The 24605-nt window shown below is 43.5% G+C and carries 19 protein-coding genes; 8 read left to right on the top strand and 11 right to left on the bottom strand.

The window, feature by feature from the left end:
- Positions 1-13: 13 nt before the first annotated feature.
- From LS482_RS17405 to LS482_RS17370, 8 genes are all read right to left on the bottom strand, one after another.
- Complete coding sequence (locus LS482_RS17405) at positions 14-748, bottom strand: helix-turn-helix domain-containing protein (RefSeq protein ID WP_233028787.1); 735 nt, start codon at positions 746-748, stop codon at positions 14-16.
- A gap of 812 nt (positions 749-1560) precedes the next feature.
- Positions 1561-3141, bottom strand: a complete 1581-nt coding sequence (locus LS482_RS17400; protein WP_233028786.1) for a calcineurin-like phosphoesterase C-terminal domain-containing protein — start codon at positions 3139-3141, stop codon at positions 1561-1563.
- 36 nt (positions 3142-3177) lie between these two features.
- On the bottom strand, positions 3178-4608 hold the full coding sequence (locus LS482_RS17395; protein WP_233028785.1) for a DUF3863 domain-containing protein: 1431 nt from the start codon (positions 4606-4608) through the stop codon (positions 3178-3180).
- 77 nt (positions 4609-4685) lie between these two features.
- Entirely contained in the window at positions 4686-6353 is a 1668-nt protein-coding gene (locus LS482_RS17390; RefSeq protein ID WP_233028784.1) for a RagB/SusD family nutrient uptake outer membrane protein, read from the bottom strand.
- Positions 6354-6374: 21 nt separating this feature from the next.
- The gene (locus LS482_RS17385) at positions 6375-9749 is read right to left on the bottom strand and encodes a TonB-dependent receptor (RefSeq protein WP_233028783.1); all 3375 of its coding nucleotides are present in this window, start codon (positions 9747-9749) and stop codon (positions 6375-6377) included.
- Between the two features lie 211 nt (positions 9750-9960).
- The gene (locus LS482_RS17380; RefSeq protein WP_233028782.1) at positions 9961-11136 is read right to left on the bottom strand and encodes a FecR family protein; all 1176 of its coding nucleotides are present in this window, start codon (positions 11134-11136) and stop codon (positions 9961-9963) included.
- A 67-nt stretch (positions 11137-11203) separates the two neighbouring features.
- Positions 11204-11782 carry an RNA polymerase sigma-70 factor gene (locus LS482_RS17375; RefSeq protein WP_233028781.1) on the bottom strand — a complete coding sequence of 193 codons (579 nt, stop codon included), beginning with the start codon at positions 11780-11782 and terminating at the stop codon, positions 11204-11206.
- Between the two features lie 870 nt (positions 11783-12652).
- On the bottom strand, positions 12653-13945 hold the full coding sequence (locus LS482_RS17370; RefSeq protein WP_302849317.1) for an SEC-C metal-binding domain-containing protein: 1293 nt from the start codon (positions 13943-13945) through the stop codon (positions 12653-12655).
- Between the two features lie 620 nt (positions 13946-14565).
- Here LS482_RS17370 and LS482_RS17365 point away from each other — a divergent pair.
- On the top strand, positions 14566-16350 hold the full coding sequence (locus tag LS482_RS17365) for a ParB/RepB/Spo0J family partition protein (protein ID WP_233028779.1): 1785 nt from the start codon (positions 14566-14568) through the stop codon (positions 16348-16350).
- A 197-nt stretch (positions 16351-16547) separates the two neighbouring features.
- On the opposite strand, the gene LS482_RS17360 is transcribed toward LS482_RS17365, so the two are convergent.
- Positions 16548-16757 carry a hypothetical protein gene (locus LS482_RS17360; RefSeq protein WP_233028778.1) on the bottom strand — a complete coding sequence of 70 codons (210 nt, stop codon included), beginning with the start codon at positions 16755-16757 and terminating at the stop codon, positions 16548-16550.
- An 807-nt stretch (positions 16758-17564) separates the two neighbouring features.
- Between LS482_RS17360 and LS482_RS17355 the strand changes: the two genes are divergently transcribed.
- From LS482_RS17355 to LS482_RS17325, 7 genes are all read left to right on the top strand, one after another.
- Positions 17565-17945 carry a hypothetical protein gene (locus LS482_RS17355; protein WP_233028777.1) on the top strand — a complete coding sequence of 127 codons (381 nt, stop codon included), beginning with the start codon at positions 17565-17567 and terminating at the stop codon, positions 17943-17945.
- 353 nt (positions 17946-18298) lie between these two features.
- The gene (locus LS482_RS17350; protein WP_233028776.1) at positions 18299-18841 is read left to right on the top strand and encodes a hypothetical protein; all 543 of its coding nucleotides are present in this window, start codon (positions 18299-18301) and stop codon (positions 18839-18841) included.
- 408 nt (positions 18842-19249) lie between these two features.
- On the top strand, positions 19250-19591 hold the full coding sequence (locus tag LS482_RS17345) for a single-stranded DNA-binding protein (protein WP_233028775.1): 342 nt from the start codon (positions 19250-19252) through the stop codon (positions 19589-19591).
- A 73-nt stretch (positions 19592-19664) separates the two neighbouring features.
- Positions 19665-20045: a DUF6876 family protein gene (locus LS482_RS17340; RefSeq protein WP_233028774.1), complete on the top strand. Its 381-nt coding sequence runs from the start codon at positions 19665-19667 to the stop codon at positions 20043-20045.
- 406 nt (positions 20046-20451) lie between these two features.
- Positions 20452-21063 carry a BfmA/BtgA family mobilization protein gene (locus tag LS482_RS17335; RefSeq protein ID WP_233028773.1) on the top strand — a complete coding sequence of 204 codons (612 nt, stop codon included), beginning with the start codon at positions 20452-20454 and terminating at the stop codon, positions 21061-21063.
- 2 nt (positions 21064-21065) lie between these two features.
- Complete coding sequence (gene mobB, locus LS482_RS17330) at positions 21066-22088, top strand: MobB family relaxase (RefSeq protein WP_233028772.1); 1023 nt, start codon at positions 21066-21068, stop codon at positions 22086-22088.
- An 18-nt stretch (positions 22089-22106) separates the two neighbouring features.
- Positions 22107-23684, top strand: a complete 1578-nt coding sequence (locus tag LS482_RS17325; RefSeq protein ID WP_233028771.1) for a type IV secretory system conjugative DNA transfer family protein — start codon at positions 22107-22109, stop codon at positions 23682-23684.
- 45 nt (positions 23685-23729) lie between these two features.
- Here LS482_RS17325 and LS482_RS17320 read toward each other — a convergent pair whose 3' ends face one another.
- Both LS482_RS17320 and LS482_RS17315 read right to left on the bottom strand, forming a co-directional pair.
- On the bottom strand, positions 23730-24122 hold the full coding sequence (locus LS482_RS17320; RefSeq protein WP_233028770.1) for a hypothetical protein: 393 nt from the start codon (positions 24120-24122) through the stop codon (positions 23730-23732).
- A complete protein-coding gene (locus LS482_RS17315) occupies positions 24098-24478 on the bottom strand; it encodes a hypothetical protein (protein WP_233028769.1) in 381 nt (126 codons plus the stop codon). Before LS482_RS17315 ends, LS482_RS17320 begins: the two co-directional genes overlap by 25 nt.
- Positions 24479-24605 lie beyond the last annotated feature (127 nt).

Below are 24605 nucleotides of genomic sequence, written 5' to 3'. Positions count from 1 at the left end.
ACATATGATTTCATCAGAAACTTGTATCAGTCACCACTTTTTTCATGGGTTGTGACAGGTAGTCAGAAGGTGTAGTTCCCGTTTCCTTTTTAAATGCTTTATAAAAGGCCGACTTGGAATTAAAGCCAACTTCATAAGCAACGGAAACAATACTGTATTTTGAAAATTCCGGATCCTGTAATAATGCCATAGCTTCTTTGATCCGGTAACTATTAATTAGACTGCTAAAGTTTTGATTATAATTGGTATTTATGATTTCAGATAAGTATCCCGGGCTAATCCCGATCCTTTCGGCAAAAAGTTCTCTGCTCAAATCCGACTTTCGATATACCTTATCTGAATTCAGTAAATGGTCAATTTCTTTTAAATATTCCTGTTCATTTCCCCTGCTGGTTCTACCTGGTTCAGAAAAAAACTGCTTTATGGAGTCATTTGAAGCAGATTTCAGTTTTCGGGTAATTTCATGTCTTTCTTCCTTAATTCTCAGTTCTGAAACCCCTCTGAAACAAAGCCAGAAAAAATAAACGGAGGTGGATAATTTTAGAATATTGGAAAACCATTCGACTTTAAAATCAAAGATCAATTTATAACAATTAAAGCAAATAAACAATAGTGTTAATACATAACTGACCCCTTTGATCTGATTTAACCAGCCTTCGTCAAGTTTTAAAGTATTCCGGGCTTTCTCTGCCTTAATTATGTTGGTAATCCTGTAGAAAAGATAGGACGAGAATATTAATAATGTCATATTCTCAAACCAATACAGATAGGTGAATTTAAGTCGGGTAGTTTCAACATAAACGTCATTGTGCAATTTAAAAATGATACTTAATGTTGTAAAAAAAACAAAAGGAATAAACAATAAAACACGGTTTTTCCCCGGATCTCTTTTCACAATATTAGCTATAAACAGATAGATAAATACAGGAAATATAAAAGCGAACCGCAGCCCCTGAAGGAAATGGATAAGAGGGCTTCCAAAAAAGTCTTTTTGAAGGTATAGATTCTCCGTTCTGTCGATCAATAAAATTGAAGTAATAGTAAGAATAGCAAACAATATATGTTTATTGTCTTTAAAGTCATACTCTTTATAGAAATACAATACACTGCCCAGAAAACCGGTAAAAACAGTACTAATGATAACGGAATAATTGGAAACTTCCAAGATACATTAAATTAGGTTAGGTTATAGATTTATGTAACTCTGTCCCGCGGTTTTTATTTTGTCTTTTTCCTGTTTTACAATTTTTTTATGATTTGACAAGTGTTTTGCAGGAAGTTACCCCGGCCATCAGAAGTATTTTCAAACGCCAAAGAATTATTTTAAAAAGGCAGTGGTCACTTTCCCCTAAAATTGTGAAATTATACAATATATGACGGAACTTTCACCCGTATGCCGCCGCCTTTGCTGTCAAATAAAATTTCATTACTACAAAACAAAAAAAGCCACCATATCTTCTTGTCACTCAATACCTAAAAATCATCCCGGCAGTTGACCGGGATGATTCACTAAATACAAACTAAACCAAATGAAGAAAACAATGTGGTTCTTATAATTCTTTATTTCACTTCAGGCAGAGGTTTGGGCTGTGCTACCCGGATTGATTTTTCCGCAGTAAAAACACGCCCGAAAAGATCGGTTGCTCTTATATACAGGGTAGATGCTCCTATCGGCAATTCCGTGGTGATCTCCCCTTTCCACAAGTGAGAGGACGTTACCGGGCCTGACGGACGCCTGCCGGGCACCAGCTCATCAATATAATCCCAACGACGGTAAGACTCGTAATACAGCGGATCAAAAGAGGGGATACGTTTCATGATGGTCCAGGAACCGTCACCAATGCGGTACTCCACCTTACTGTCTTCTGCCCCCATAAAAAAGTTTACATAGACATCAAATGTAGTATCCCTGCGGTATCCTACTACCTTCGGAGCAAAAACACTCATCCGGTAGTCCTCAGGTTTCCCGGCTACTTTATAGTCTATGGTATAGGTATTTCCATCCAGATTCAGAAAAGCATACCCCTTTTCCGTACCGTCCCTCATCGTGGCATAAGGAACATTATTATCATCCAGTTCTCCGGAATACCAGTCGCCCGAGGCCGTTCCGGCATTGTATTCATGCACCTTACCCTCGTGAAGCCAGCCATCTTCCTGGTCGTAAAAATTCTGCCGTTGTAAATGGGTATGTCCCGACATCATAAGGACATTGGGGTGATCTTTCAAATGCCTGAAAAGTTCTATCCTGTCCGCTTCGCGGAATCCCCGCCCTCCCATAGGGATATGATAGGCCAAAACAATAAGTTTATCAGGATCGGTATGTGCCAGGTCATTTTTTACAAATTCCAGCTGATCCGGACGTAAACCTCCCCAATACCCGCTGCCTTTCCGGGGATCGGGAACCAGGATATCGTCAAGCACTATAAAATGTACTTTTCCGTACTCAAAGGCATAATTGGCCGGCCCAAAACGGGCTTCATAACTTTCATCCGAAAACTTATCCGTACCGGTATCGAAATTCAGATCGTGATTCCCCACCATATTGTACCACGGAATGCCCAACGTTTTCATTTCTTTAATATAATCGTCAAACAGGTGGAGATTGTCACCCACAAGATCCCCCAGACTGATTCCAAAAGATACATGCTTTACCTCCTTTACTTCTTCCAGTATCCCCTTTCGGAACCAGTCGATATCCTGTTGGGAATACACCTGGGGATCACCGAATACCAGCACCCGGAATTTGTTTGGTTCCTTTTGCGGTATCAAACCGAAATTCACTTTTTTCGGTAATCTTCCCGTGGGAGCAACCCCCGGGTATTTCATCTCCTGCGGAGATCCTTTGGGTTTGTGTATATAGTAAAACCGGGGAAGCATATTATCATCAACGGGAACTCCATAGCCTGACGGTTTTACGACAAACAAAATATTATCATCACCGACGGGGAGTTTATACTTTCCTCTGGAGTCGGTTTTTACGACTTCTATACCATTACTTACCGAGACATCCGGAACCCCTTTTTCGTTACGGTCCCTCTTCCCGTTTTCATTTTTATCGATATACACAAAGCCCGTTGCCGTCTGGGCCATCAGACTGCCCCAGCACATTACGGTCATAAGCAACCCTGAAACAGCTTGCATTACATTAGGTTTAAACATTTCTTTTATAGATTAAAGTTAGTCATCAAACAGTTCCGGATAGTGTTTCCCGATCAACTTCTGGTCATCCGGTGCCAGTTCTTCAAGTAAGCGGGGAGTATCCTGCGAACGTAAGCCTTTCTGATTGATCACATTCATTAAACTCCAGTCTTTTACCGGATTTCCCGGCGACGGATCCCCCGGTTCCCGGGCAGGAATATCATAACGGGTAAAATCGATGACCTTATACGGATCAGATCTTTTATGCCAATCGCGCAGGAGGGCCAGACGAAACTCCTTATTCATATACCATTTGATCTCCAGGTTATTATACGAATCTCCCAGGCCGGAGCCTCTTTCCTCAAACCTGTAGTCCCAATCATCATTGGTTTTATGTGCTTCCCGCCAGAGATTACCGAATTCCCCGAAAGAAACAAAGCGTGTATCCGGCCAGTGCTTTTTGGTATCGCTTACCCACTTTTCCATGGCCCTGGTTATAAACTCCTGACCAAACTCATGTACCAGCTGGGCTTCCCAGATATTGGTCACCCATCCGAAACCATTCAGTTCGAAGCCCCTGTCAAAATGGATGGATTGGGTATGCATCACTTCACGATGTCCCAGGTCGAGCCCCCACCCTTTATAGGTCTCAATAGGACCGACGCCTCTCCTGCTGTTATATCCCTCGATACCATGCCCCATGGCACCACTGCGACGGGCACAGATAAAATCCATCGTCCAGCCGTCCAGGTTCACACAGTCTACAAAATCATTCTTCCCCTGGGCGGGTTTACAAAAGTGCTCGGCAGAAGGATAAAAAGGGTAAGAAGGTGAACCGTCTGCTCCGCCTCCGTCTATATTGTGCTGGCTCCAGATGGTAGCATGGGCCACGTGAATATCTTCCTCTTCGGCCAGGTATTTCAGGTTATCGGCAGACAAAAAACCACCGATCACGGATTGGGGCCTGTAACCGTTGCCTACCATATCGCTAATACCTTTTATGGCTTCTGACATCTCACGGTTTATGCGTTCTCTGGGCAGGTACATGGCCGGGAAATATCCAGGGAAATATGTGACTTCATCGCCGAACTTCTTTTGACATTGAACGACGTATTCCCTGATCTGTTTATAGTTTTCCCGCGGGTCTTCCAGGGCGTTAAGTGTAAACCCCCAGGTCAAACGTCCATCCGGATTGTTTTTGGCAAAAGCCTCCCGCAGGGCTCTTACCCCTTCAAGGGTATGCCAGTCCGATTCATCCCTGGGATGTAGTTTAACATCCCTGGAGACTTCCCAGGGACTTGTCCGTATCATGATACACAAGGTTACAAAGCGGTGGCCGTAAAGACTATCTCCCGCATTGTTGACAGGAAAATCCCGTTCATGTGCTTTTACCGTGCCGGTTATCATCATAACCCACCCGAATACCATAAGGAACTTCCGCAACTTTACTTTCCGTAATTTACAATTCATACATGGTCGTATTTCTGGTTACTGGTAAAATCCGGGAGTCGATAATGATCTCCCGGATTTCCTTTTAACTTGACACGCTATTCCCAACCGGGATTATTCGGCGCCAGTTGTGGATTCAGGGCAATTTCGTTTAGAGGTACCGGGTAATAGTAATGTCTCGGCGCCTCAAAAAAACGATTGTCTGCCGGTTCTACGATCAAAAAACCGTTTTCATCCGTCAAACCGGGATTTCCGTCTTCCAGGACATCCAGCTCTTCGTATTCCGTGCCCTCGTATTTTATCCCTTTCAAAGCTCCTCTTAACTCGGTCTCCGCTATTCTCCACCGCCTCAGGTCATCCCGTCTGAAGCCTTCAAAGGCCAGTTCTATTGTACGTTCGCGACGTATCTCTGTTTGCATGTCCAACCCGTTTTCACGAACAAAACTATTGGTGAGCCCCGGCATTTCCACTCCTTCCCGGTTCCGGATGACGTTAATCGTAGCATCCAGTAAATCGTCACTTATAGCTCCTTGTTTTTCAAAAGTGGCTTCAGCAAGGATAAGCAATACTTCTGCATACCGGATAATATGTACATCAAAGGTGGTTTGTCCCGACCCCGCAACTTCTATTTCAGACATATACTTCCACAATTTATACCCCGTACGGGTTTCCGGGCGTACGGAAAAATCCGCTACGCAGGTGAATTGGCCTTCGGGACTTTGAAAGGTGGTTCCCGGCACCAGAATGGTCTGCCGCATACGGGGGTCTCGTCCTTCAAATTCATCGGCTATACGGTCATATCCCATAAAACCGGAATCCGGATCTTCTATGGGCAATCCCGTGCTTTTGCTGAGATACATATCCGCCAGTTTTCTGGTCGGTGAACCGCGCCATCCCCAGTACACTGAGCTTCCGGTAGAATGCGTCCGTACATTGAGCTCATAACGGTTATCCAAAATTCCTTCCGGAGAATCGTCTCCGTCATCAATAAAGAGTTTCCTGTAACTCTCCTCCCCCGCCCCTTCATACAAGCTGTATTCCCCGCTTTGTATCACCCGGTTTGCCGAATTTATGGCAATATCCAGTAACCCGGTATAGTCCGATCGGTGTTCGTGGTATTTGGCCCAGGTTCCGGCAAAAAGAGCTACCCTGGCCCTGAGTGCCAGCGCTGCTCCCCGCGTTACCCGCCCCAACTCGTCGGAAGTAAGTTCACTCTGTTCCGGGAGGCTCTCCGCTATGCTTTCCAGCTCGGTGAGTATAAAATCTTCGACCTCGCTTTGCGGTGCCCTTTCACTGTACAACTCCGGCGATTGGGTATCAAGGATCGTAGTGATTAAGGGAACGCTGTTAAATTTTCGCAATAACCGCCAATAATTATAGGCCCGGAAAAAACGGGCCTCGGCTACATAGCGCTCAATGGCCGCAAAATCCCCTTCATAGGATTCGCTCTTTTCGATAATCTTATTACAATCCCGCAAATCGGTAAACCTGTCACTCCAGTCACTGTCGTCATTGGGGGCACTCCATGTTCCGTTGCTTATATCGCTTGGCCCTAACCTGTAAGATATGTCACTGTCCTCATCCGGGTAGATTATGGTCTCCATGGTACTGTATAGCTGGTTTACCGCCTTTTCGTAATCCTCAGGCCCCTTCCAGAACTGACTGTCATCCAACGCATCTTTAGGAGATAAATCGATATCCTGACAACCGGATACCATTACCATCACAAGAATCGCTTTTAATGCTATTGTTATATATCTTTTCATAAGATTTTTCATTTTAAAAAGTTAAAAGACAAAACTGGCCCCTATGGCATAGCTACGGGTAAAAGGATAGGTCACATAACTGCCGTTTTCTTCGGGATCCCATCCCCCGGGAGCATTGTGAAATTCAAACAGGTCCTCTCCGCTGAAATAAACTCTTATTTTATCTATCTTGAGTTTCTGCGTATGTTTTTCCGGAATGGTATATCCCACCTGGAGATTTTTCATCCGGACATAAGCCACATTATGCCTGGTATTCGTAGAGACATAATAATTGTAGTGTCGTTTATCAGTGGAGGTGATCGCCGGGTAACGGGCATCAGTTCGTTCGGGTGTCCAGGTTTTGCCGTACCAGTAGGATGCGGATTGATACCAGGGTTGTGAGAACGGCATGCCCGCTTCCCCTTCCAGGAACATGGTCCTTTTCCCCACGCCCTGTATAAGGGTACTAAAATCAAAGCCCTTGTAATCCGCTGCCAGACTGATCCCGAAATTGTATCTCGGATTGGTGTCTCCCAGGTATCTGACATCACCGCTCCCGGGATTGCCATCTCCGAGTACGGTGAGCCTGCCATCACCGTCCAGGTCCCTGTACATCGCATCTCCTATCCCTACCTGTGATTGAACGATTCCTTCATTCGGGAAACGTTGCCGGTACTCCTCCAGTTGCTGCTCGTTCTGAATAATGCCATCAAAAACATATCCGAAATAGGAATTTGTGGAATACCCCTGCGGAGCACTGTTGAGCCCCAGGGTGATAAGGCTGTTCCCTACCCTGCTGACCACTTTATTCATGGCATCACTCAGGTTGCCCCGTATACTGTAGTTAAAATCCCCGATACGATCGCGCCATCCCAGGTTTAACTCCCATCCCCGGACCTCCAGCTTCCCGCTGTTGGTGGGAGGGGCTGTTATGCCCAGCATGGAAGGATACGAAACAGGAACGAGCATATTCCTGTTATTTTTCCGGAAATAATCCAATGACCCGTACAACCGGTTATTCAACATACTGAAATCCAGCCCTATGTTTTTGGAAATAATGGTTTCCCAGGTACGGTCGGCAGAAACCAGGTTGGATTGCCTTGCCATTTGCCCGAGCAAGCCATTACCAAAAGGATAACTGGAATCACTTATGGTAATCAGTTCTATGTAGTCATATTCACCGATCCCGGACTGGTTGCCCATTTCACCGTAAGAAGCCCTTAATTTCAGATCGTCGAATACATTGAGATTTTTTACGAAAGACTCTTCACTGGCACGCCATACGATATTGGCACCCGGAAAATATCCCCAGCGGGAATCGGAAGCAAACCTTGAACTGCCATCGGCACGAAGTGTCGCTTCGAACAAATACTTGTCTGCAAACCCGTAATTCAGCCTTGTGAAAAAGGAATTGATGGTCCAGGCATTTCCCGTACTGGAAGCTTCCTGGTTATCAGAACTTCCCAGGTTAACCGGCATGGCCTCCTGTTGATCAAAGTTTATACGCCTGGCCCAGAAACGATCGTAACTGGAGGATTCATGGGCGGTACCTGCCATCGCTCCTATGGTATGCTTGCCAAACTGTCCTTTATAATCGGCATAAGCCGTAAAGTTCTTGTACAGGGTTTTGGAATAATTGCGTTCTGCACTGTTGGGTGACCTGGCCACCCTGTGTTGTACATTCTCCCAGTTGTATTCATAGATCCTTTTCTGTACGATATATTCATCTCCGTCACTTTTGCGGATCACCGCACGCCCTACCAGGTTAAGCTCATCGGTAACCTTCCATGACAGTTGATTGTTCAACGTAAAATTGCCCGTGGTGGCCTCTGTATTCCCCCCTTCTTCCAATACCTGGGCGGGGTTATCAAAACCTTCGAAAACATAGAAGTTCCCCTCAGGGTTATATACCGGTGCCCAACTGCGGGTTTTGTAGATCAGCTCCCATACATTCTGCCCGTAGCCCAATACCGAAGAAAAGTTGCGGTCATTGGCCTGGTAAGACAAATTAATATCGTATTCCAGGTTTTCCCGCAATGCTATGGTACTGTTGATGCGGGCAAAATACCTTTTGTTCCTGTCCACACCGAATTTGGGCAATCCGTCTTCCATAACGGTTCCCAAAGAAACCATATAGGAATATTTTTCTCCGCCACCGGAAAACTCCACGTTGTATTTCTGAAGGTTTCCGTTACCTATGACATGGTCGTTCCAATCCTGATTTTTATAGAATTTGGCATAATTGGACCATCGTCCCCATCTGGACCCGGTGATCACTTCTTCGCTGCCTTGCCTGATGAGATCCAGTTCCTCCTGTGTATATTCTGTCGGAAAAGACCCGTCGGTAATTTCCAGTCCCATGGCAGCGTGTTCATACAGGTTTGCAGGCCGCTTTAACAATGCCGGCGTCTTTATGGCGTAAGATGTTTCCAGGCGGATCTTCAAGTCCTGGTTCTTCTTACCGCTTTTTGTAGTGACCAGGATAACGCCATCGGCCGCTCTTGCCCCGTAAATCGCCGCTGTACCATCCTTCAGTACCGAAATATTTTCAATATCTTCGGGATTCAGAAGGTTGAGATCCCCTTCCGCACCGTCAATAAGCACCAGGGGAGACCCGCCGTTAATGGAAGAGATGTCCCGTATCCGGATCGTCGGATTATTTCCCGGAGCCCCTCCGTTGCGGATCACCGTAAGGCCGGGAGCAACACCTTGCAGGGAATTGGCGGCATTAAGTACAGAACGGGACTCGAATGCCTCCGCATCAATAGTGGATACGGCACCGCCGAGATTTGCTCTCTTTACGGAACCATAGCCTATAACGACAACCTCTTCAAGCCCCGCGGCATTCTCTGCCAACGAAATCATCATGTTATGCTGCCCTTTCACCGGAACTTCCTGTGTAGCAAAACCCATATACGAAATGACAAGCACGGCATCCTCACTGCCCACCTCCAGGGAAAAATTACCGTCGAAATCCGTTGTGGTCCCGGTCTCTGTCCCTTTTTCCACAATACTGGCCCCGGGCAAAGGAACTCCCGATTCGTCGGAAACCTTTCCGGAAACCGCTACACCATCTTGTTTTTCATTAACGGGTCGATCTGTTTCCGGCTGCACCGGTTTCGGTTTCAGTATGATCTGGGTCTCGAAAATTTCATAGTCGATCGGTAACCCTTGAAAAAGCCGGTCCAACACACCGGATAAGGCTTCCTTTTTGACGGTTATGGATACTTTCCGGTTGTAATCCAGGTCCCTGTCCTTATATATAAATTTGTAATCGGTCTGTAACTCGATCTGTTCCAGGACACTTTCCAGGGATACATTGTTCACATATAAAGTGACTTTGGCATTCTGCCCGTAGGAAGAACCGGCGTGGATTTGACAAAGGGAAACCATTAATATGAGTAGTGTTAGTTTCATTTTCAAGTCAATCTTAAGCCAAAAAAGGAACACGCCTTCGGACTTACATAGTTTTTTCATATTTTTGAGGTGCATTTAAAGTGGTTAATGTTTTAATCACGTTTTAATCCATCGGAAAATGTTCGCGCATTTTCCGATTTTTTTTACATGATACTACCGGTATACAACCGTTCTGAAGTTATCTTTAAAATATGTACATAGGCTTCTTTTTTTATGGTTTTATGATAATTTCTTTTCCCTGTATGCTGTATTCCAGACCATAACCTCTTTTAAAGGTTTCCATGACCTGCTCTATAGTCTCCACATCAAAACTGGCAGTAAAAAACTCTTCGGTAAAAGCAGGATTTCTATTGGTAATGTTCACGTCGTAGTGACGTTCAAGTTTTTTTACAATATCGGGGAAGGGTGTATGTTTGAAAACGATCTTTCCATTGATCCATGCCGTATACATATCGGTTTCTACCTCTTCCAGGGAAACGCTGCGCTGTTGCCGGTCCCAGACTGCCATTTGTCCGGGCTCCAGCGCTACTGCCGTGTTCTTATCATACCTTTCCTCTTCTTTATAGACATTCACTTTTCCTTCTACGAGCACCGTTTTGATATTTTCATCTTCCGGGTAAGAGGAAACATTGAACCTGGTCCCTAAGACCCGGACGTTCATATCCCCCGAACTTACCACGAAAGGGCGTTTCGAATCTTTTTCCACTTCGAAAAAAGCTTCTCCCTGTACAAAAACCTGCCTGATCTTGTTCGAATGAAAAACGGTAGGATAAGTAATGGACGTCCCCGCATTCAAAGTAACCTCAGAACCGTCGGATAGTATCAGGCGGAACCTTTTGGCATAAGGTACTTTTAAGGTATTGAAAGCAATTTCTTCATCACCGGCAACAGAAGATGTCGCATGGGGAGATATCAACATGTCCCCGTGCTGCTTCCCAACTATCTGCCCGTGATTGTTTGCAATATCGGTAGTTCTCCCCTCTTCCAGAACTTTAATTTCCCCGTCGGCCAGTTGAAGTGTGATCGCTCCTTCCGGGATGTTAGCCGTATCACCGGAACGGTCCGGAACTACCTCCTTCACAATATATCCCGATCCGACCAGGAGTACCAACAGGGCAGCATATCGCAGAAAATTATATGTATTTGAAAGATTTTTTTTCTTTTCTGTCCTGGCCACCTTTAAGGCCTGAAATTTCTCCCATTTTACTTCCACATCCGATTTCTGAGAAGTTTCTTCAAACGAGGAAGCAATGTATTTTACCCTGGTCTTGTAAAAACGGTCTTCATTCGCTTTGGAGAAAGAATACCACCGGTATATTTCGCGTTCTTCCTCTTCGGATGTTTCCCCCCTGAAATATTTGAATAATTGTTCTTCTTTCATACCCATTCCTAACGGTGTGTCTATTATATAAACAACCAAACGGAACGGGTTACGTAGCGGGAAGGACAAAAAATTAAAAAAATACGGAGAAAAATTCCTTTAATTGAAACCTCATGTGTTTTAAAGCCATGTAAATATGCGTATCTACTGTTCTTTTGGAAATACCCAGTTGCCGGGCTATTTCCTGGCTTTTCATTCCTTCAACACGACTTTTGACAAAAACCGCCCTTCGTTTTTCCGGGAGTGCCGCCATACTTTCCCGGATCTTTTGTTCCAGCTCCTCTTCCATGAGGCGGGAAGCGGCCTCATTGGTAATGAATCTCAGGGGATCCGAAAGTTGTTTGTCGTAATAATTCCTGGCCCTCTCAACAACAACTTTTTGGTGCTTCAAATAATTTAAACATGCGTTTTTGGTGATGGTATACAGAAAATTATTCGTCCAGACTTCCTTATTATTCCTTCTTTCCCACATTTTCAGGAAAACATCCTGCACGATCTCCTCGGCATCCTGTTCGTTTCTGACATAGCTTTTGGCTATGTGGTACAACTTGTCGTAATACAATTTGAACAAGAGTTCAAAAGCACCGGAACTATTGTTTTCCAGAAGTTGTTTAAATGAATCCGAATTAATATCTGCTTTGGTATTGCTCAAGAAATTTCTATTTTGGAATCAGGGACGACTGCGCAAAAGTTTTAATCTATGCAAGTAGAAGTTCCTGAAACAAAAATATACTACAGTACAAATGCTTCAATGATGCTACGGTTAATAATATTTTAAGCGTTTGTTAATTGTCTTTTTTGTAGAAATTCCTTTACTTCTAAACCAATTTTTGATCATATTCTATGGCGGTATTTTCCACAACTATTTAGTTCTGGAGTGAAATCTCCTTCCCCGCTTCACCCGGGTTTTCTCCATGCCATTCCCGGCAAATGTTTCCCCTGTACATTTGCCCGTCGAATAGCCAAAAACTACTCTATAGGAACCGCTTCCGGCAAGCTTTCTTTTGCATCGCGGGTAATTAATGATGTAGCGTCACCATGGCAAATACTTATGCATAAGGTTTCGGAAGCCAAAGGCAAGCATCTATTTATTTTCCAGAACGGGAAGGTCTAACTATTGGCCAATAGCCGGTGACTCAATATCCCCACTATTTAAGTATATTGATCCACTAGTGTCCCATAAAAATCAGATAATTAATATTCAGATCTATTGGACTTATAAATGTGTTTGATTTTAAGTGGTTTGTAAAATAGGAATTTTGAATTTTGGCAAATAACTACCAAAGAAAAATTTAAGTCCGTTTACTTTTAAAACATGTTTATTGTGTTTGTAATCAGTAATATATGTGTCATGTTTCAAATTTTAACAGGACGCTAGTGATATTGATCATGTAATAACTGTAAATACGGTTCCCTCAGCCCAGTCATCCGATCTGGAAGTCCCTTGGAATGAGAACAAAAGGGAAATTTGGCATAATCCGCACAATGTTTTATGATCGAATGTAATTCATTTGGTTCATTATCAGGCTTCTTCAAATACATATTTTTCTGAGAATTCATATAATCTTTTACGGTACTTGTCTATGCCTTTTTGTTTACTCTCTACAACCGATAAAACACCTGTTTTTCCACTTTCCAGTAACTCTTCATGCAGTCTTCTATAATTCAAAAGAATCGCTAAAAGTTGATCATGAGTTTCTTTCTTCTGAATAGGGACAACAACACTTTTAACCTTTTCTTCTTTATCTTTTATATGATTTATTAGACTTTGGAGATTTGTCACCAATTTTATAAGCTTCAATTGTTGATTTGTTTCATTAAGCACCTCCGAATCAGAATATGGTAAGTCTGGTTTTGGAAGCATGATTTCTTTTAATTGAATTTTCCAGTTATCTATTAAATAAGTTGGTATTATTCCTGGATATTTGTCAGTTATCCCAAGAAGCATAAACTCATATATTTTTTTAAGCCTATCCAAATGAACTGTGGAAACATCGCGATTGTGAGCTTCTTCTCTTCTGATCTCATTTAATTCTACAATAATGTTTTCAAACTCAATCTTATTTGCAAATAAATCTGAGAAGTCTTTCCAATTCGTGCAGATTATTTTCTTTAACTGCAGAACAAATGTATACTCTATCAGAACATTACCATCTTCAATTTCTTCACCAAATTGATTTTCATAAGTTCCTTTGATATTTTCAAAGAGTTTACTGCCTAATGATAATCTAAACCAATTAGGACCATGCTTTGATGACAACCTATCTACAATAACTTTCCTTAGAGCATTTTCAATTTCAGAAATTTGTCGTTTAGCCATTGTTAATCTGTAATCTTTTGTATTTTCTTGAAATATTGTAGATTTCATCCAGTCAATTGCTTTCCCATTCCCAATTAACGCAGCTGACTCTTTAGTTGAAATAGCGTACATTATTTCAACATCTGATTTATCGTATGCTCTAACTGCATAATAATCAAGTCTAATATTTTTGAATGAATCATCCTTAAAAAAGCCATGAAGAACTCCCATTACAGAACTAATTTCAATCTTAATATCAATTGAATTCTCCGATTCTGCATAAAATTGACACTCCAATACTTTTCCATTAAGTATTTTTATCTGCTTTATAGAAATACTTGAAACCTTACTGTTAACGGAATTAATATTTTTTAAGCCTATTTCCAGAGATGATATAATTTCATCTACCGAGAATTCCTTTTGTGGAATATCTGATGTTGAATTGTTTTTCATGCAACACTTTTTGTATTTCAATCCACTCCCACATGGGCATGTATCATTTCTTCCAATTCTCATTTAGCAGAATGTTTCTCTAAATTAAATACAATGGTATAGATTATAATCATTCTATACCTTTTATTGTAAATCCATACCTTATCCAAACTGGGCGAAGAGAGGACTTTAAACTGTGAATTTCCAGCAGGCGAGGTATTGTTGTCAATAAGAATGTAACTATTAAAAACAGTTCCCCAATTTAATAAAAAACTCTTAAATAAATCCAAAAAGGTTTAATCATAGATATCTAACTAAGACCAAAATGATAAACGCTGTTTCCTCAGCCCATTCCCCTACATTCCGTTTACCTCCACTCCAGGAAAAGCGCTTCGTAAAAAAGGTCTTGGACACGCCCCTTTCCCTTTTGTTCCTGTTCCGTTACCCCAATTCTTGAAATCCTTGGAAGAGGAACAAAAGGGAAGGGGGCAAGTCCGCTTTAACAGTATTCCAGAAGCAAAAGCAGTAATTTAATTTACGTTCATACAATATTCCCGAAAGTTAAGCTCGCAAACTTTTCTCGGACAAGGGACGGCATAAAGCCGTTCCTCCCTCACTTTTTATTCCGTTTCCTTGCCACTCCAAAAATTTGTCTTCCGCTTGGTGCCATACTCAAATATTGTTGAACCATAAATCCAAGTATCATGGAAACACAAACAAAACAAACCCGAAAAACTACGGGCCAAAAGAAAACAAGTTCAAAAAGCATCAAAACTGCTGCGGCCACCTTAAAGGTCCAGTACCTCGATATGGATGCCGTTGTTCCCGATCCGCAACAGCCCCGAAAGACCTTTGATGAGAGCAGTCTCAATCTGCTTTCCCAGAGCATTGCCGAACACGGGGTCCTTCAGCCCATTACGGTCCGGAAGTCAGAAAAGGATTTCATCATCGTCATGGGAGAACGCCGTTACCGGGCTGGTAAGTTGGCAGGATTAAAAACCATTCCTGCCATTGTCAGGGATTATGAGAACAATGACGTCCTGGAAGTGCAGATCATTGAGAACCTGCAACGCAAGGATGTGGAACCTACCGAAGAAGCCGAGGCCATTGCCTTCCTTACAGACAGGTACGATCCGACGGACATCGCCAAACGCTTGGGCCGCTCGGAAAATTTTGTCAGGCAACGCCTTAAACTGGCGGGTCTGATCGAAGGTTTTAAGGCATTTATCAGGAGCGGGGAAATGTCTCTTTCTCTTGGAGTAGCCGTGGCCCTGTTTGAACCGGAGGAACAGCAAATGATGCTGGAAAGCCTGGGCGGAGAGTTCCATGCCAACAGGCTAAAGCGAATGGTGAATAACCAGACCTTTGACCTGGCCAATGCCCCTTTTGACCTGTCGGATAAAAAACTGCTCCCCAAGGCCGGGGCCTGTACCTTGTGCCCCTTCAATGCCGCCAACCAGGGCAACCTGTTCGGAAATGGCAAAATGGTCTGTACCCGGACGGCCTGTTTTGAGAACAAAAAAGCAAAAACCCTGTTGAACCTGATCGAAAGGGCCAAAAAGGAAAAGCTGCTATTGGTGCCCGATATCAACCCCTATTGGGTGAATGAGGAACACAACCAGCTGGTCATGACCCAGATGGAAAAACAGGGGCTTACCATTCACCTCCCCGATGAATTGGAGATCATCGAGGAACCTATTGAACCGACCTCAGAGATCATCAAGGAAAAAAAACGTTTTTACAACTACACTGATGAGGAACTACAGGAAGACCTGGATGAAGCCATGACGGCCTATAAAGAAGCGAAAGAACAGTATGATACCGCCCTGGACCACGGATTTGAGAAAGGCATCCTGCTCCATACCGATTCCTATAAGACCGGGAAAATTTTCGTTAAGATCAGGGAAACCTCCGGTGAGGAAGAAACTACCCGTGTCCTCCCACTGGAACAGCGAAAGATGTCCGAGTGTACGCCCGCGGAACAGATCATCAAGATCAAGGCCCGGGAGGAACGGAAAAAAGAGATTGAAAACAACAAGCTGTTCGAAGAGGTAGTGGAAATGATCCGCGAAACGAATTACATTGACACTGACAAACCCCTGTCTGCGGACGAAATGGCCGCTTTTGCCATCGCCCTGTACGAAAACAACATCGGGTATTATGACCAAAGCCAGTACTTCAAGGGCTTCTATGGAGATACCGTCAAAATGTCCAGGGAAGAAATCGTCGCCAATTTCAGGAAGAACTTTAAAGAGGCTACCCTCAACAGGCTTATCCGGTTCTTGCTCACCAGGCAGGTCCATTTTGGTGAATACAACCATACCAATGACAGGACCAACATCGCCTTTTACACGGCCGTGCAGAAATACCATAAGGCCGATATCGATACCATTGAAGCGCGGTATGCTGAAGCACGTGACAAGCGTGAGAAAAGATTAAAGGAACGGGTGACAGCCCTCCAAAAACAGGTCAGGGCCATGGAAAGTTAGATGGATGCCATTTGAAGCATGGAAGGGTTCGGAAAACCGAGCCCTTCCTTTTTTATGCCTTTCCAAATTCTCCGAAAAAATAGATGGATAGTCTATTAATCGCGTGGCCTTTTCATTAACCCTGGAATGGAATCCTGAACCTGTCACAAAAAAGTGACCTGCTCCACCCGGGCAGGATAGTAGCATGTTATAGGTCTTCACACCTTTAAATGCCCCTTACGCATCAGAATAACAAACAAGTGCACAAGGGATAGTGCCCTGAATTCTTTTTTTAGTTTCATGAGTTCCTTTTCAACGGTACTTAAACTATTGGGAACGATCCCCCTGTGCTTTAAGTACTCCGATACTTCTGACTGAGAATATCCGTCAGCCATTTTCTTCACGATCAATCGCTGTACTCTTGTCATCTTATTCGGGTTATTTTCAGTTTTTATTTTAGCAAGGGGCTCCGTAAATATAACATCTTGATATAAAACTATATTTATTTACATTTCTTGTCCCCGGATTGAATATAATGTAGCCTTCTACTTCACGAGCTCATTTATGAACAGGTCACCCTCCCCGCCTTACCCGGGTTTTCTCCATGCCATTCCCGGCAAATGTTTCCCCGTACATTTGCCCGTCGAATAGCCAAAAACCCGGGTAAGGCCTCCATAAATTTTAAGGGTTTATAATAAATGAAGCCTTTTGTTGTTTTCCGGGACCACGGAAAACAGGCATGGCATAAGGAATTCTAATCAGGACGCCGTTCGCTCAGTTCGCTTAACTACCGGTACGCTCCCCCCGCAAACAGGTCAGAAAGAATTCCTAATGCCATTGTGGAACCCGTCAAGGCCAAAGCGGGTTTTGTTCACAAATAAGGTTTCTGCTTCCTTGTTTTTAGCCCTTCGATAAAAACAACGTCGCAGACACTCCCGATTTCCTCCCAAAAGCCTTGACTGAACCCACTTCATTTATTCGTGCTGCGCACGCATGGGGACAAGCAAGCACTCCTTAAAATTTAAGCGCAACCAAGTGCCGAAATGGTATTTACCGGAAACAAATGGTAAAGTCTTAAAGGAGATTTTCAAGTCAGCAAAGATAGTCTTACCAGTAAGAAAAAAAATGATCCCCTGTGCCGCCTTCGAAACCATTCGGGCGGATGTTTTTAACTTCTATTTATCCTAATCCGGGGGTGGCTGTGTCTCACAAAGCCGCCCCCTTAAAAACAAGCCATGAAAGCATTGGAACAAATGGATAATGTAGCGCGCGGTTACTTGCTGGCCGGGTTGTTCCCGGAAGAATTGCCGGGAATAGTAACGGACATCCGGCAGCGGGTGGCTTACCTGCAAGAACATAAAGACGACATCCGAAAAACATGGGATAACGGGTTAATTACTTTGGGTTTTTGGTGTGACCTCGCTAAACGGGTATTGCAGGTGATTGAAAAATACGAAAGCAGGCTCCTCGAAAACCGAAGGCTGTTTAGCGACCAGCTCTTTGACGGGTACAACGCCCTGTTTACCGTAGACTGTATCGTCAAATACGCCGATGAAGGGAACGGGAGTATCCGGTTCCGGTTGGCTGTAAAAATGCTGCTCGAATATCATCCTTAAAACCAAAAGTCATGCACCGGGTAAAAATGGCCGGGTATACCGTTGATAAATTGGGCCCAAAAGCACAACAAAAGCCTTTTGAGTAATACCTGGAATTTAATGTGGCGGGCTACATTGTTTTTGCCCCTTTAGGCAGGAGACGGGGTAATCCGTGGCCCGTATCAAAAAGTTATAGCTCCACATCAATCATCGTACAAAGGTAGGCTTAGGGCGGCTGAAGCGCCCGTGAGACTACGGCATAAACGGCCTGCGCCCCAAAGGGTCCCCTCCATTTATTCCGTTTCCTCCCGGGCTTGATTCCCCTAAGCCTCTCCGGGCACCATAATTCATGTTAAACCTAAAACACAGAAATTATGGAAAATTGGAACAGCACCGTAAACCAGGAGATCAAAAGGAAATTTGTCAACCGGGAAGTCCTGGCCCCGGTGAACCTGTTAGTGGAATACGTCTTATCCCATGAATCTCCGAATGCGCCCTTTAGCTTCGATGATATTACCAACCTGTACTACTATGAGGATGCAGTGGGGAACACCTACTCGGAAACAGAAAAAGACGACCAACTGGAAACCTGGTCTGAAGAACTCCTGGAAGCGGAATTAAAACTGGAGGAAGACCCGGATAATGCCGCTTTAATCAGCCGTATCTCTGCACTTGAAAATGATATTGAGGCTTTGGAAAATGCTGAACAGCAAATATGGGAAATCTATGAATGGTGGATGGTGACACCCTGGCTGGCCCATAAACTGGAAAATTACGGGGAGCCGATGCTTACCAATGGACAAAACCACTACTGGGGGCGTTCTACCACGGGGCAGGGCATCCTGCTCGACAGTGTGATCAGCCGGATTTGCGAAGACATGGAAATCCTCCACGGGATGCGTAAGGCCTGGCTTTAAGTCGGGCTTTTTTTATTCGGAATTCCTTGTTTGCGTTTTGTGCCGCTTTATATGGAAAGAGGGGATACTCTTCCGGCCAGGTTTTCGCTTCTCCTCCACACCATCACTGTTCCCTTTTTTGCCCGCAAAACTACACTATTCTTCCCCGGACGACTGCATAACCAGGCTCGTGCCTCGCTCTTTTTATAAGTCTTACCGGGCAAGAACAGTGTTGGATCGTTCAGCAACAAAAAAGGGAACAGCGACGGCGCTACGGGAAGTAAATCAAAAACAAAACCGCATGAAATCGTATCCAATCCATAAAAATAAAGCGGCACAAAAGTTAAAAAAGGAAAACGCTCCGGATACAATAAGTAAATCACTTAATAAACTTTCAAATCATTGTTTAACCTTTAAATTTTTTCAATCATGAGTACCATCAGAAACAGAGTGCAACTCATCGGAAATGTAGGGCAAGACCCGGAAATCACCACTTTGGAGAGTGGGAAGAAAGTCACCCGTTTTTCACTCGCGACCAACGAGTATTACAAAAACAAGAACGGGGAAAAAGTGCAGTCCACCCAATGGCACTTTATCGTAGCCTGGGGACGCAATGCCGAGATTGTCGAAAAGTATGCCGGAAAGGGTAAGGAAATTGCCGTGGAAGGCAAGCTGACACACCGCTCCTATGAGGATGCCAACGATGAAAAAAGGTATGTGACCGAAATCGTGGCCAATGAAATCCTCCTCTTAGGTACGAAGCCGGAATAGTGTAATCAAAAAGAGGGTGTTACTCTCCTAAGACACACCCTCTTTTCTTTATTAACCGTTAAAGATTAATGTTATGATAAATAAAGCTAATAAAATAAAAGAAAACCTTAGACAGTTTATCGGTTCACCTGTATTTTATTCCCTTTCGTTGTTGAATACCAAATTTACCGAAGGGATCAAATATCTTATAGAAGAAGCGCAGTGCCTGTGGTTGGTCATCGATGTTTCAGCCATCTGCAAAAGTCCCATAAACACAGATTATTTCGTCTGTATTAATCTTAAAAAACTCAGTAAAAAGGAGCAAAAGGAGAAAGGCTATGCCGCACTTATCACTTATGACGACGGTAATGGCAATGTCTTTTATGAAGCCCATTACAACTATACGGATTTTCCGCTGGATGAAATCCGACTGTATTTTGTAAATGATACCTTGATGTTACCCAGTGAATACTAAACAACAGGTGGAATAAACCATTTATTTAACAAACCTTTGGACTTCGGTGCAAAGGTTTTGCTTTTCTCCGGCCGTATTACATCATTATACAATTCGCAACGTTTTTTTCTTTTCCTGATCGTTCGTTGAAAATTCCGCTTTCCCATATCTTAAAATTTGTGCCGGACTTCCAAAGTAAATGCACGGCAAGTAATTTCAGCTTCAAACCCGAAAACCCGCTGCCGCGGGAAAAAGGAATAGCAAGAGGGTAATGCGCTGACGCGACATTACAAGATTATTTTATTTACAAACAACTTATTTTCAGTTGTTTACAAATCCAAAAAACAAAGATTTGGTTTGCATCACTGGACTTTTTCACGGAAAAACGCTGCCAGCCCGGTAAAATCAGGAAAAAATTCACGGAAAAATGGATAAAGGATATGAAAAAGAGCGTTTTGAAAGCCTCAGCATAAAGACTTCGGTGGTCAAAAAATTCCGCAAGTTTTGCAAGGCCATATCCAGGTCTCAATCCATGACCCTTCTTTTAATGATTGAATTTTTTGAACACAATGGTATTTCCCCAAAAGAATCCATCGGCCCCAATGTACATACCCTGGAAAGCCTGATCAAAAGACGTATCCACGGGGTGATCTCTATCATAAAGGATATGGAAAAACACCAGACCAAACCCACCGTGGCCATGCTGCAAAACCTTTTTGAACAGGCGGAAAGCACTCCCGGGAAAAAGCCGGTTAGCACTAAAAAAAGCTGGAAGGAAAAAAGTTTGAAACCGGGGCATGGGAGCAGCCATGGTATTCCCATGAGGTTGGAACTGGAAGAGGCCCGCGAGCAAGTATCCCTATACCGGAATAAACATGCCAAAGCAACACAGGAATTGTCCGATACCCGAAAGGAGGTTGCCCGCTTCCTGAATAAAATAAAACCCATCCGGAGCAACTTCGGAAAACCCTACCTGCGCATCGACCTTCCCCCGGAAAGCCTGGAATACCTCAAACGAAAGTTAAACTTAAATGAATAATCATGTACGTCACTATCACACCGCAAAATATGAGCGACACCTATAATGTAAGTGTTGCTGATTTCGTAGACTACCTGGAAAAGGAAAACGAAGGAAAGTCCCCGGAAGAAATGGAACATTTCTTTAACCAGCAGCAGGATACGGTTGACCGGGATCATGTCATCAAGGAAATCGACAGCAATACGGCCAAACTCCGAAAAACGGAACCTCGCTTCTACTCCATCACCATCAATCCCAGTAAACCGGAACTCCAACACCTCAAACAGGGCAACCTCGACCTGAAAGCCTATACCCGGGAAGTAATGAAAAGCTATGTCCAGTCCTTTTATCGTGATCGGGAAGTTTCAGTGGACGATATTAAGTATTACGCCAAAATAGAACACCAGCGCTCCTATAAGGGATTTGACCGGGAGATCAAAGAAAATGCCCCCTATACCAAAAAAATAGCCAGACTCAAAAACAATATCCGGAAAGTGGAGCGTGGAGAAATGAAAGGGAATGTCAAAAAAATGGAAAAAGAAATGGATCGGCTCTTTCGGGAGATCCCCCATAAAATTGATGGCAAACCCGTTGAACAAGGGATGCAAAAGCCGGGGATGCAAACCCACGTTCATATTATTGTAAGCCGCAGGGATGCCTCCAATACCTATAGCCTGTCACCCGGGAGCCGCTATAAAGCCTCCCAGGTGGAGCTCAACGGAAAAACTGAAAAAAGGGGCTTTGACCGGGATACCTTTTTTACAAATACCGAGAAAACCTTTGACCAGATGTCCGGGTACAGGCGTAACTTTGCCGAATACTACCAGGCCCGGAAACTGATGGCAACCGACCCCAAAAAGTATTTTGAGTTGCTGCTAAAAACTTCGAAAAAGGAATGGAAAACAGCTTTGTCCATTCTTCGGGAATCCGGAACAAGGATACCCGGACTCAACATTCCCGTCACAAAAACCCGGTTGGCTCTAAAGACCATCAAGTCACTGCGAAAGGCTATTGATGTCACCAAGGAGTCCGGCCAGGGCTATTAACCAAAAACTCCTGTTATCATGCATTCCTACCTGTATATTTTTTTATTTGTTATTATCCTCTTTTTGACCGGGGTGCGGTTTTTAGGGGTGCATCGGAGTTTTAGTTTTGCCCTTATCGTTCCCCTGCTCTCCTGTTTGATCTGGGTATGGCATCTTCTTCCCGGCAGGGCCTGGATACAAGTACTTTTGTACATCGAAGTGCCGGCCCTTTTAGGTGTCGGTATATTTTATGCTCGTATGCTGTATGTCATCCGTCCAATACCCGGTAAAAAATACAGGGTGAAGCTATTCCTAAAAAACGGGAGCCTTGTTTTGGATAATATCCGGCGGGGTATTTCCATTATCGGGGCCGCCGGTAGCGGGAAGACCGAAAGCGTAGTCTTTAACCTACTGCAACACCTCGGAAAACATTCCTTTTGTGGGGTCATGCACGATTACAAGCATTTTGAACTGACTGAGATCGCCTATCCCCTATTTAAGCAGGCCAATATTCCCTTTTATATTATTTCCCCGGATAAGATCTATCACCGGGTCAACCCTATTGCGCCACATTATATGCAACACGAGGAATCCGTCAATGAAGTCTCCAGGGTGATGCTGGAAAATTTATTGGAAATGAAAGAATCCGGTGCTACCGGAACCTCCCGGTTCTTTAATGATGCCGTGGAAGGGCTTATTGCAGGGATAATCTGGAAACTGAAAGAAGATTATCCCCGGTATTGTACCCTGCCCCATATGATGGCGTTATACCAATTATTGGATACCGACAGCCTTATGGAGTTTTTAGCTTCCAACCGGACCTCCAAGGCCATGGCCGATGCCTTTATCAGTGGCAGGGATTCCGAGCGGCAAACGGCCGGGGTGAAAAGTACCCTGGCCAATGCCTTTAAAAAGATTTCAACCAAACGGCTCTTTGCCCTGCTCTCCGCAGATGAAGTGCCCCTGGATGTCAATAATCCGGGGAATCCGGCAGTAGTTTCCCTAGTCAACAATCCCCTTTTTGAAACTTCTTATTCGCCCGTACTGGCCACCATACTCCATACAATGACCAAGCAAATGAGTGTCCGACATCGCCGGTCTTCTTTTCTGCTTATGGAAGAAGCCCCTACCATCCGGCTGCTTAACATGCACCGCATACCGGCAAGTTTGCGTAGCTTTGATATTGCAACCCTATATGTCCTCCAGGACAAGATACAAAATGACCTGCTCTACGGGGATAAGGCCAGTAAGGCCATCCTAAGCAATCTCTCCTACCAATTCTTCGGAAAGGCTAATGATCCGGATACAGCCCGTTACTATGAACAGTTTTTTGAAATTGTGAAAATGAAAGCTACCAGCATCAGTAAAGGGGAATGGATGAACCCCCGCACCCGGGTCACCAAAAGTGAAAAGGAAGTGGCCAAGATTCGGGCAGATCGGTTTTTTAGACTCAAACCAGGAGAATTTGTGGCCTTTGCCGATGGCCGGGAGCGTAGGGTTCGGTTTAAAAAACACCTGATTGAAAAGTACCTGCCATCGATTCATGGAAAAACTATGGATGTTGATGCGGAGTTTTTAAGGGTGCATTCGGATGTACGGAATATTTTTAAAAAATAGGTCTAAAAAGTATATCCCGTTTTAAAAACCATCAAGCATAATTTGCTACCAATATTCCTTTCGGATCTTTTCTAATTTGTTATTACAAAAATACAGGCGTATGGAATAGCTCCCAATTTGGCTACTCTTCTTGATTTCCGGAAAAGAGAATTCCCATAGGGCGTATTTTTCCATCTGCGGATCATACTCTTTTACCAGGCTTTTCTCTGACAGGACAATAACCATATTTGGTCTCCTCGAAGCATGATAGATTTCTTGTGATTTTTCTGCAACTTTATTAATATGATTCCCTAAGTATATGGATGCTTCTGATGTTTCCTCTGGCCAATTTTTTAAAATATCAACCTTCAACATTATTTGCCCCGGGACAAAAGGTATAGGGACCTCCCCTGTTTCATCTTCAAGCCATTCCTCTATAACAATACTGGATCTCTCCATCTATTAATGGAAGCAACTTTTTCATCCTTAAACTGAATATAAACGCTGTCTGTATAATACCTTGGTGTCAGTATAGTCACTGCATTATATAATGCCAAATCATCCCCTATACGTGCCAAATGTGTACCAGATGTATTTACCAAGGTAACCCCATCAAAGCCTTTTTTTATTCCCAATTCCTGAAGCTGTTTATATACTTCACTAGGCGAGCTTCCGATTTTCAAATTCCATTGTTGTCCTTTTTTTATATCTGTTACACCAGGGGTTTCTTTTTGGTCTGAACAAGAAACTAACCTATAAAAGAAATACAAAGTAATATTATTTTTTTCATCACTGCATATTAGATTATAGTCCAAATTATGTAACATTTTGTATTTCAATATAATAAAAAACACCTAACAATCAGATTAATACAAAAATTATGTAGTTCAGATCCTCTAAAGTTGAAGACTTACCCGTTTTGTTTTTTATACTTTCAATTTA

The sequence above is a fragment of the Sinomicrobium kalidii genome (genome assembly GCF_021183825.1).
Lineage (GTDB): Bacteria > Bacteroidota > Bacteroidia > Flavobacteriales > Flavobacteriaceae > Sinomicrobium > Sinomicrobium kalidii.
This window is presented reverse-complemented; position numbering and strand designations above follow the sequence as displayed.

Coding starts and splice junctions, on each gene's coding strand:
- LS482_RS17345 (WP_233028775.1), top strand. CDS start 19,250: ATGAGTACCATCAGAAACAGAGTGCAACTCATCGGAAATGTAGGGCAA.
- LS482_RS17360 (WP_233028778.1), bottom strand. CDS start 16,757: ATGACAAGAGTACAGCGATTGATCGTGAAGAAAATGGCTGACGGATAT.
- LS482_RS17385 (WP_233028783.1), bottom strand. CDS start 9,749: ATGAAACTAACACTACTCATATTAATGGTTTCCCTTTGTCAAATCCAC.
- LS482_RS17400 (WP_233028786.1), bottom strand. CDS start 3,141: ATGCAAGCTGTTTCAGGGTTGCTTATGACCGTAATGTGCTGGGGCAGT.
- LS482_RS17340 (WP_233028774.1), top strand. CDS start 19,665: ATGATAAATAAAGCTAATAAAATAAAAGAAAACCTTAGACAGTTTATC.
- LS482_RS17350 (WP_233028776.1), top strand. CDS start 18,299: ATGGAAAATTGGAACAGCACCGTAAACCAGGAGATCAAAAGGAAATTT.
- LS482_RS17380 (WP_233028782.1), bottom strand. CDS start 11,136: ATGGGTATGAAAGAAGAACAATTATTCAAATATTTCAGGGGGGAAACA.
- LS482_RS17370 (WP_302849317.1), bottom strand. CDS start 13,945: ATGAGAATTGGAAGAAATGATACATGCCCATGTGGGAGTGGATTGAAA.
- mobB (WP_233028772.1), top strand. CDS start 21,066: ATGTACGTCACTATCACACCGCAAAATATGAGCGACACCTATAATGTA.
- LS482_RS17325 (WP_233028771.1), top strand. CDS start 22,107: ATGCATTCCTACCTGTATATTTTTTTATTTGTTATTATCCTCTTTTTG.
- LS482_RS17355 (WP_233028777.1), top strand. CDS start 17,565: ATGAAAGCATTGGAACAAATGGATAATGTAGCGCGCGGTTACTTGCTG.
- LS482_RS17395 (WP_233028785.1), bottom strand. CDS start 4,608: ATGAATTGTAAATTACGGAAAGTAAAGTTGCGGAAGTTCCTTATGGTA.
- LS482_RS17405 (WP_233028787.1), bottom strand. CDS start 748: ATGACATTATTAATATTCTCGTCCTATCTTTTCTACAGGATTACCAAC.
- LS482_RS17390 (WP_233028784.1), bottom strand. CDS start 6,353: ATGAAAAGATATATAACAATAGCATTAAAAGCGATTCTTGTGATGGTA.
- LS482_RS17335 (WP_233028773.1), top strand. CDS start 20,452: ATGGATAAAGGATATGAAAAAGAGCGTTTTGAAAGCCTCAGCATAAAG.
- LS482_RS17320 (WP_233028770.1), bottom strand. CDS start 24,122: ATGGAGAGATCCAGTATTGTTATAGAGGAATGGCTTGAAGATGAAACA.
- LS482_RS17365 (WP_233028779.1), top strand. CDS start 14,566: ATGGAAACACAAACAAAACAAACCCGAAAAACTACGGGCCAAAAGAAA.